Annotated in this window: 7 protein-coding genes and 1 other RNA gene; 6 read left to right on the top strand and 2 right to left on the bottom strand. The window is 51.5% G+C overall.

The window, feature by feature from the left end:
* Positions 1–54: 54 nt before the first annotated feature.
* Together pepP and ATY27_RS05830 are read right to left on the bottom strand one after the other, a co-directional pair.
* Positions 55–1389, bottom strand: a complete 1335-nt coding sequence (pepP, locus tag ATY27_RS05825; RefSeq protein WP_244151278.1) for a Xaa-Pro aminopeptidase — start codon at positions 1387–1389, stop codon at positions 55–57.
* A 68-nt stretch (positions 1390–1457) separates the two neighbouring features.
* Complete coding sequence (locus ATY27_RS05830) at positions 1458–2039, bottom strand: UPF0149 family protein (protein ID WP_208930744.1); 582 nt, start codon at positions 2037–2039, stop codon at positions 1458–1460.
* 138 nt (positions 2040–2177) lie between these two features.
* Between ATY27_RS05830 and ATY27_RS05835 the strand changes: the two genes are divergently transcribed.
* The 6 genes from ATY27_RS05835 (at position 2178) to ATY27_RS05860 (ending at position 8475) form a co-directional block, all read left to right on the top strand.
* On the top strand, positions 2178–2435 hold the full coding sequence (locus ATY27_RS05835) for a cell division protein ZapA (RefSeq protein WP_208930743.1): 258 nt from the start codon (positions 2178–2180) through the stop codon (positions 2433–2435).
* A gap of 36 nt (positions 2436–2471) precedes the next feature.
* Positions 2472–2654: non-coding RNA, 6S RNA (gene ssrS / locus ATY27_RS05840), on the top strand.
* A gap of 1 nt (position 2655) precedes the next feature.
* A complete protein-coding gene (locus tag ATY27_RS05845; protein ID WP_244151277.1) occupies positions 2656–3297 on the top strand; it encodes a 5-formyltetrahydrofolate cyclo-ligase in 642 nt (213 codons plus the stop codon).
* A gap of 118 nt (positions 3298–3415) precedes the next feature.
* Positions 3416–4741, top strand: coding sequence for a hemolysin family protein (locus ATY27_RS05850; RefSeq protein ID WP_208930742.1), 1326 nt, complete (start codon positions 3416–3418; stop codon positions 4739–4741).
* A gap of 199 nt (positions 4742–4940) precedes the next feature.
* Positions 4941–6641 (top strand): M28 family metallopeptidase, encoded by a 1701-nt coding sequence (locus tag ATY27_RS05855; protein WP_208930741.1) that lies wholly within the window; start codon positions 4941–4943, stop codon positions 6639–6641.
* 391 nt (positions 6642–7032) lie between these two features.
* Positions 7033–8475, top strand: coding sequence for an IS1182 family transposase (locus ATY27_RS05860; protein ID WP_208930740.1), 1443 nt, complete (start codon positions 7033–7035; stop codon positions 8473–8475).
* The last annotated feature ends 347 nt before the right edge of the window (positions 8476–8822 follow it).

Here is an 8822-nt window from a genome sequence, read left to right on the forward strand (position 1 = left end):
GCTCCTGTGCTTGGGCTGCTACAAATGCCGCTAACAACAACTGTCGTAAAACAATCAACGGCGTGCCATCAAAGCTTCAATGTCAGCAATTTCTTTGGGCGCAGTATCGGTCAGATTCAGGTGGCCATCTTTGATCACCAACAAATCATCTTCAATTCGTACCGCCATACCCCACCAGCGTGGGTCGCAATCCGAACCGGACGGAATATACAGGCCAGGCTCAATCGTCAGCACCATGCCAGGCTCAAACGGCCGTTCAATCTCGCCGACTTTATAAGCGCCGACATCGTGTACATCAAGGCCAAGCCAATGGCCAAGGCCATGAATAAAATACTTTTTACAGGTTTGTTCGGCGATCAAGGTCGGCAGATCGCCATGCAAAATGCCTAGATCACGTAAGCCACGCGTTAGTTCGGCAATAGCCGCCGCCACCGTATCACGGCTGCTGTTGCCAGGTTTTACCGCAGCACAAGCGGCATATTGCGCGTCCAGCACCACCTGATACAAAGCGGCCTGATCGGGGCTGAATTTGCCATTGACCGGAAAAGTGCGGGTGATATCGGCGGCATAACCAAAGAGTTCGCCGCCGGCGTCAATCAGCACTAAATCGCCGTCTTTGAGGGCATCGTTGTTATCGGTGTAATGCAGGATACAGCCGTTTTCGCCGCCGCCGACAATAGTGTTGTAGGCTTGCTGCCGCGCACCGTGCATGGCGCAATAATGGCGAATTTCGGCTTCGAGCTGGTATTCAAACACACCGGGTGACGCAATTTGCATCGCACGTTTATGTGCACCGGCGCTGATGCGGCCGGCCTGATGCATCAGCGTTATTTCGTGTTCGTCTTTAAATAGCCGCAGTTCTGCCGTCAGTGGACGCAAGTCCTGGATATGCACCGGCGCGCTGTATCCGCGTTTGGGATAAGTACGCAGCGTGCTAAGCGTCTGGAAAAGTTTGTTGTCAAGCTGAGGATAAGCGCCCTGCGCAAATACCAGCGTCTGTTTGCCATTGAGCGCCTGCAGCAGCTCCTGCTCCAATACGTCATGGCATAACGCTGGTAAACCAAACTGCAACGCGGCCGCTGCCGGGCCAAAGCGCCGGCCTTGCCAGACTTCGGCCAGCTCGTCTTTTGGCCGGCATAACAACAACTCATGGCAACTGCCGTCGCTGTCTTTGCTTAAAATCAGCCAGGCTTCCGGCTCAGGAAAACCGGTCAGATACAGCAGGTCACTGTCCTGACGGTACGGATAATCGGTGTCGCGGCTGCGGATCACTTCCGGCGCTGCGCAGTGCACCAGCACCGATCCCGGGGTTAAAGTTGCCAGCAACGCGGCGCGGCGCTTGGCATATACAGCAACAGGGATCACAGCAGTAACTTGTTCGGGCGTCATCAAGGCCTCTTATTCCATTCTAAACGGGCTTGGATCACAGTTTCAGCACAGGCGGAGTTTACTGCCTGTCAGTGCAATGTCTGGCTGGACACTTCGGCGGCGGCAAACTTTTGGCCGACTTCACTGAAGCAGGTCAGCACCATGATGCGCACGTGCTCCAGCACCAGGAAATACGACTCTTCGTTGTCAGCTTCGCTGGTATCGTCCGGCGTGTAGATATCAATACGCGTCACTTCGGTTAACTGTTCAACAGCGTCGCGCACTTCTTCGGCGACAATGGATAAATCAGTTTGCTGAATGGCAAAACCGACCAAAAACGCCTGTGACCATTCGACTAAGGCTTCCAGCCGCTCGGGCAGTGCATCATCGTCGCCCGGCAGCAAAGGACTGAAGCCCAGTTCTTCGTCGGCCAGTTGCCGCGCTGTTTCCGTGATCAGTTCACTGATCTGGCTTTTTAAAGCTGCATTGACCGCTTGCCCGTCGTTTAAGAAGTCGTGTAAAACTGGTAGAATCTGATTCGCATCTGCGGGGACGCCGGCACTTAACATTCCGGCAACCAGACCGTGCAGCTCAGCTGCCGAGGCCATCAGTGCATTTTGATCTAAAGTGCTGGTCCAAAGGTCGTAATTCATTAAAGGATGTGCAGGCATCGGTAGAGCACCCTGTAGGTGAAGCTGAATGCCACTATGCTAACACCGGGCTTCCTGAGCGCCAAGGGCGCACCACCCCGAACCTATTAACCAGACAGCGGCAATTGCCACTGTAGTTTCAATAAAAGCAGACAATTTATGTATCCAAAAGCGCAAAAACCAGCAGCCAATCCGAACAAACCAAAACAACTGACCATCGCTGTATTAGGCCGGCATATGAAAATTTCCTGCCCGGCCGGTCAGGAAGAAAAACTGCAGGCGGCCCTCAGCGAACTGGAAAGCCGGGTCAGCAATACCAAGTATCAACCGGGTGTGCATGGCGCCGAAGACGTGTTGCTGATGATTGCGTTAAATTTGTGCAATGAGTTGCTGGAAGCGAAAAAGAGCGACGAATAAGGCTTATTTCGCTGGATTCCGGTGGTATACTTCAGCCGTTCTCTGAGTTGTTTGTGACTGGCTGATGTCCCTGAGCCGATAATTCTTTACATCAGGGTTTCTTCTCCAGCGCTATTGTGCAAGCCCGGCCCGTATCGGGAAGCCTGCGGTGCTGATTAGTTTCCCGCCTTGAACCTCTGGTTCAAGGGCTTACGCCGGTCACGGCAATTCGGAGAACACTTTGCCCGCTGTTAATCCCGATTTTATTGATGCGGATAATGACAAACTGGCACCGCGCCAAGCTCTTCGCACCGCGATCCGCCGGCAAGTACGTCAGGCCCGCCAAGCCCTTTCCCCCGTGCAGCAACAACAAAACGCCGCCGCGCTGGTTGAACAAAGCAATCTCATCACCGAACTAAACAGCGCACAGCACATTGCCCTTTATCTCAGCAATGACGGTGAGCTGGATACCGCACCTTTATTAGCGCACTTGCAAAAACTAGGCAAAACCCTGTATCTGCCGGTGTTACACCCATTTTGCGCCGGTTACCTGCTATTTCAGCGTTATGATGCCAATACCGTAATGACGGTGAATAAATTCGGCATTGCCGAGCCCAAACCAGACGTCAGCGCCATTATATTGCCAGCGCAGCTCGACATTATTTTTATGCCGCTGGTGGCTTTTGACGACCAGGGCCAACGTCTTGGCATGGGCGGCGGTTTTTATGACCGCACACTGGCATCGTTACCACAGGGCAGCCAAAAGCCACTGCTTATTGGCCTGGCGCATCAGTGTCAGCAAGTCGGCACCGTTCCGGCAGAACCCTGGGATGTGCCGCTGCCGCGGGTGCTGACTCCGCACAAACTGTGGTCTTTCCGCTGATTTTTAGTCCATTAAGTGCGCGATCCAACGGCTGAAACTGACATCCCGCTGAATAGCCCCCTATACCTGACAAAAGTTTTTGATATACTCGGCTTTCCTCAGTCACCTTATGGTTTATATGGAAATCCTCATACTTGTTAGTCTGATTTTGTTAAACGGCTTATTCGCCATGTCCGAAATAGCCATAGTCACAGCACGCAAATCACGTCTGACAGCACTTGCTCACAACGGCCGTTCTTCTGCAGCCATCGCGCTGAAACTGGCCGAAGATCCTACGCAATTTTTATCAACAGTGCAGATTGGCATTACCTCGATTGGTATCTTAAACGGTATCTTCGGTGAAGCCGTGCTCGCTGGCCCATTCTCGATGTGGTTACAAAGCTACGGTCTGTCTGAAAGCTTCAGCTCGATTTTCGCCACAGTGCTGGTGGTTGTGGTCGTCACTTATGTGTCGATTGTCGTCGGTGAACTGGTGCCAAAACGCATTGGCCAAATCAGCGCCGAAACGATTGCCTGCATCATGGCCAAGCCGATGCTGCTGCTGGCGCTGCTGACCAAACCTTTTGTCTGGTTATTAACGGGCTCTACCCACGCGATGATGCGGCTGTTTGGTTTTGCCCATAGCCAGGAATCCAACGTCACGCACGAAGACATTCAGGCCATGCTGCAGGAAGGTTCCAGCAGCGGCGTGATTGAACATACCGAACACACCATGGTGAAAAACGTGTTTCGCCTGGACGAGCGCAGCATTTCATCGTTGATGGTGCCCCGCTCAGACATCGTGTTTCTGGATGTTGAACTGAGCCTCAGCGAAAACATGCAGCGCGTGATGCAGTCGCCGCATTCGCGGTTCCCGATTTGCAAAGGCCACGCCGATGAATTAATTGGCATTATTTCCGCCAAACAGTTACTGGCACAGTCGGTAGCCGGCACGTTAAACGACCTGCAACAGCTGGCGCAGCCTTGTAACTTTGTGCCGGACAGCTTAACCGGTATGGAACTGCTGGAGCACTTCCGCAGCTCCGGCAGCCAGATGGTGTTTGTGGTCGACGAATATGGCGACCTCAAAGGCCTGGTGACATTACAGGATCTGATGGACGCGCTGACCGGCGAGTTTAATCAGGCAGATTCCGCCGAACAGGACATGATGGTGGTGCAGCGTGACGACGGCTCTTATTTACTGGACGGCCTGCTGCCGGTGATCGACTTAAAAGATTGCTTAGGCATCAGTAAGTTGCCAGAAGAAGACAGCAAACGCTACCAGACCTTAAACGGGCTGATCATGATGTTGCTCGGTAAAATTCCGCAAACGGCGGATAAAGTAGAACTGGACGACTGGTTACTGGAAATTGTCGATATGGACGGCAAGCGCATCGACAAAGTGTTAGCCAAACGGATAGATCCGCCGGTAGAAGAAGAAATGCCAGGCGCGCTGGCTGATTAACCCAGTCAGCACAAGTAGCGCCCTGGCGCAGACTGGCTTTGATTCCCTGCGTTTCGTCGCAGTAGCCAGCTTTGACCACAACCGCCCGCTTGGGCGGTTGTTTGCTTTTGTGCTAGCCTCGGCAAGATTTGTTAAAAACAGTTGATTTAATAACAAGATGGCAACGTCAATCGTCAGTCATCATTTCACAGGAACACAAATGAAAACAATTCACTGGCTGACTCTCGGGTCAGCACTGGCGCTTAGCGCATGCCAGCAAACCAGCCAGCCACCAACGGCTGCCGCCGCCCCTGAAGTGGCCAACAAAGAAAACAGCCAGCGCGCTGTGGCTGAACGTGTTGAAGCCCACATGCTGTTTTTAGCTGACGACGCCCTCGCCGGCCGTGATACCGGAAGCTTGGGCCATCAGATCGCCAGCCATTACATTGCCAGCAATTTCCAACAGTTAGGCTTAAAACCTGCCGGCACTGAAGGTTACCTGCAGCCGGTACCAATGAAACAAAGCAAGCTGGTGCAATCGAGCCCGAAACTGAGCCTGACCGTTGATGGCAAAGCGACAGATTTCGCTTTCCCGAAACAATTTATGACAGGCCCAAGCAGCCATGAAGGCAAAGTCGACGTCAGTGCCGGCCTGGTGTTTGTTGGTTATGGTCTGGTGTCAAAAGAATTTGGCATCGACGATTACGCTGGTTTGGATGTCAAAGGCAAAGTGGTTGTGATCCTGCCAGGCCGGCCGGACCATCTGCCAAGTGAAGAAGCGGCGCATATCAGTTCATTAAAAGCCCGCACCGCCGCCGAGAAAGGCGCTGTCGGTATTATCACCGTCAACACACCTAAAGATGAAAAGCTGCGTCCATTCGCGCAAGGCGTTATGTACCTGCACCAGCCACGGATCCGCTGGTTACATGCCGACGGCGTGGCTGAAGGTGATTATCCGCAGCTGAAAATTTCGGCATCACTGGATATGAAACCAGCCGAAGCGCTGTTTGCTAAAGCGCCGGTGTCGTTAAAAGACATTTACGCTCAGCTGGAAAAGAAACAAGCGCCAAAAGGCTTTGTGCTACCAGGTGAAGTGAATTTCAGCCGTCAGTCTGAACACCAGCAAATCAGCAGCCCGAACGTCGCAGCTGTGCTGGAAGGCTCAGATCCGGTGTTGAAAAACGAATACGTGGTAGTGACCGCGCACTCCGACCATATCGGTGTCGGTGTGGATATGCGCAGCAAAGACCGCATCAACAACGGTCTGATGGATAACGCCGCCGGTGTGGCCATTATGCTGGAAACCGCACGGCTGTTTGTCAACGCGCCGGTAAAACCAAAACGCTCCATTTTATTTGTTGCGGTAACTGGTGAAGAAAAAGGCCTGCTGGGTGCGGACTACTTCGCGCACAACCCAACCCGCCCGGCTGACAAGCTGGTGGCCAACGTTAACCTCGACATGCCAGTGCTGTTATACCCATTTGCCGACATCGTCGCCTTTGGTGCGAACCACTCAAGCCTTGGCCCGGTAGTGGCAAAATCCGCTGGTTTATATGACGTGAAACTGGCGGCAGACCCAATGCCAGACCAGGCAATTTTCACCCGCTCAGACCACTACACGCTGGTGAAACAAGGTGTGCCTTCAGTGTTCCTGATGACAGGTTTCACCTCACGCGACCCGAAACAAAAAGGCGGTGAAGTGTGGGGCAAATTCTTCGCCAAGCACTACCACAAACCAACAGATGACGTAGCCGGCCTCACCAAAGACTTCGGCGCCATCCGTTACGACTACGGCGCCTTATTCGCCGACATCAACTACGCCATCGGCACCGAAATCGCCAACGCCCCAGCGCGCCCAACCTGGAACAAAGAATCTTTCTTCGGCAAGATTTTTGGCAAAGACTACAACACTGTGAAGTGAGTTGTTGTTTGGGATTTTGAATGGAAAAAAGCGCCGTTAGGCGCTTTTTTGTTGGGTGAAGGTCAGGTTTTAGTGGGATTGCTGATTGCAGATTGCTGGAGCTGCTAAGGTCGACTGACCAGCTAAGAGTGGCAAAGCCAACATCGCCACCACCATGTTCGCCCGTTCGCGCCTCCCGCGCTCACTCTTAACCGCTCACTCCATGGCTGCCGATGCTGGCTTTGTTGGGGATTGGGATAGCAGCTTTGAGCGCAGGCTGTGTGAAAACTGCTGATCACCTTTTGGTCTAAATGGTCGGTTTTTATGATCAATCATTCTGGATATACCTGAACTGTCGTAGGTCAGCAGCTCTAAACTTATCTGCATACGAATCAACCTAGTGTGCGCAGCCATGACAGAACATATCAAAGGTCAAGACAGATACCAGGTCACTCTGTTGCCGGAAGCGTTGGACGACTTTGTCAGTGGTGATAATCCAGTCAGAGTCATCGATATCTTTGTGAATGGTCTACAGCTTAAAGCGCTTGGCTTTGACGGCGTGGAAGCAAAACAAACCGGACGTCCCGGCTATCACCCTGCCACGATGTTAAAACTCTATATTTACGGTTATTTGAATCGTATCCAATCTTCACGTCGGCTGGAAAAGGAAGCCAATCGTAATGTAGAACTGATGTGGTTGCTGGAGCGGCTGACACCTGATTTTAAAACCATTGCGGACTTCAGAAAAAACAACAGTAAAGGGATTAAGAATGCTTGCCGTGCCTTTATTGACCTATGTCGACAGATGCAAATGTTCACGGATATCACTGTGGCCATCGATGGCAGTAAATTTAAGGCAGTGAACAGCAAACAAAATAACTTCACGCCGCAAAAAGCGAAAGACTATATAGCGAGGGTCGAACAAAGCATAAGTAACTATCTTGAAAAGCTCGATAAAGCTGACCGCGACGCACAGACTGATGTAAATGCTGAGTTAACCGCAACAAAACTGGCATGGCTAAAGAAACGTTTAGGCGAACTACAAGAAATCCAACAAACTGTTGAACAGCAACCAGATAAGCAACTGTCTTTAACCGATCCTGACTCCCGGTTAATGAAAACAAATAACATGAATCGGCAAGTCTGTTACAACGTGCAAACTGCGGTGGATACGAAGAATCATCTGATTGTTGCCCATGAAGTCACGAACACCACTGACCGTGGCCAGCTGCACTCGGTAACTCAGTTGGCTCAGGCAGCTGTTGGCAAAAAGGATATAACCGTACTCGCCGACAAAGGCTATTACAGCCGCAACGATATTAAAGCAGTGCTTGATACCGGAGCTGTAGCCCTGGTGCCAAAAGGTGATACTTCTGGCGCTGATCGCAAAGGCCTTTTTAACCGCTCGTTGTTTAAGTATGACCAGGAAAAAGATATTTATATTTGCCCGACAGGTAACGAGCTTCAGAATAGGTTTGTAGGTGTTGAAGACGGTTTGGAGCTGCAAATGTACTTTAACTGTATCGCCTGTCGCGACTGCAGTCAGCGTTCGAAATGCACCACATCCAAAGTAGCCGCAAGGCGTATAAAACGATGGGTTCATGAAGATGAAATGGAAGTTATGCAGGCAAGGCTGGATGCATTACCGCAAACTGCGCTTGTACGTAAGCAAACGGTAGAGCACCCATTTGGAACGATCAAAATGTGGATGGGAGCCACTCATTTCCTGATGCGACGATTTAAAAACGTCAGTACAGAAATTAGTTTGCATATTCTGGCTTATAACCTGAAAAGGATGATATCGATCTGGGGGACGGCAGGATTGGCCAGTAGGCTAGAAGAACTCTACGGCTAGCAGCACTTGCCATTTTTACCGCTGCTTAGCGCCGTATCGCAACAAATACCAGGCCATATAAACCTCCCTTTAATACCTGTCTAAAAATCACAGCATGTAGAGTCATTTGTAACGCTTGATGCTGGGGAACATGCCGCGATACAGCAAAAATGAGTTTTTACACAGCCTGAGCGAATAGCAGTCATCGAATATTGGGTAATGTACGGCGACGCTGCGCTTGCCGGTACCTACGATCTTATTCTGTGCGTAGATACTCTGTTTCCGGTCAATGGTTCAGGTGCTTTTCGCTGAACAACAAACTTGAGTCGAAGGTAGTCTGGGTCTGCATGCAGGCCCAGATGCCAACC

It is taken from the genome of Rheinheimera sp. F8, assembly GCF_001518915.1.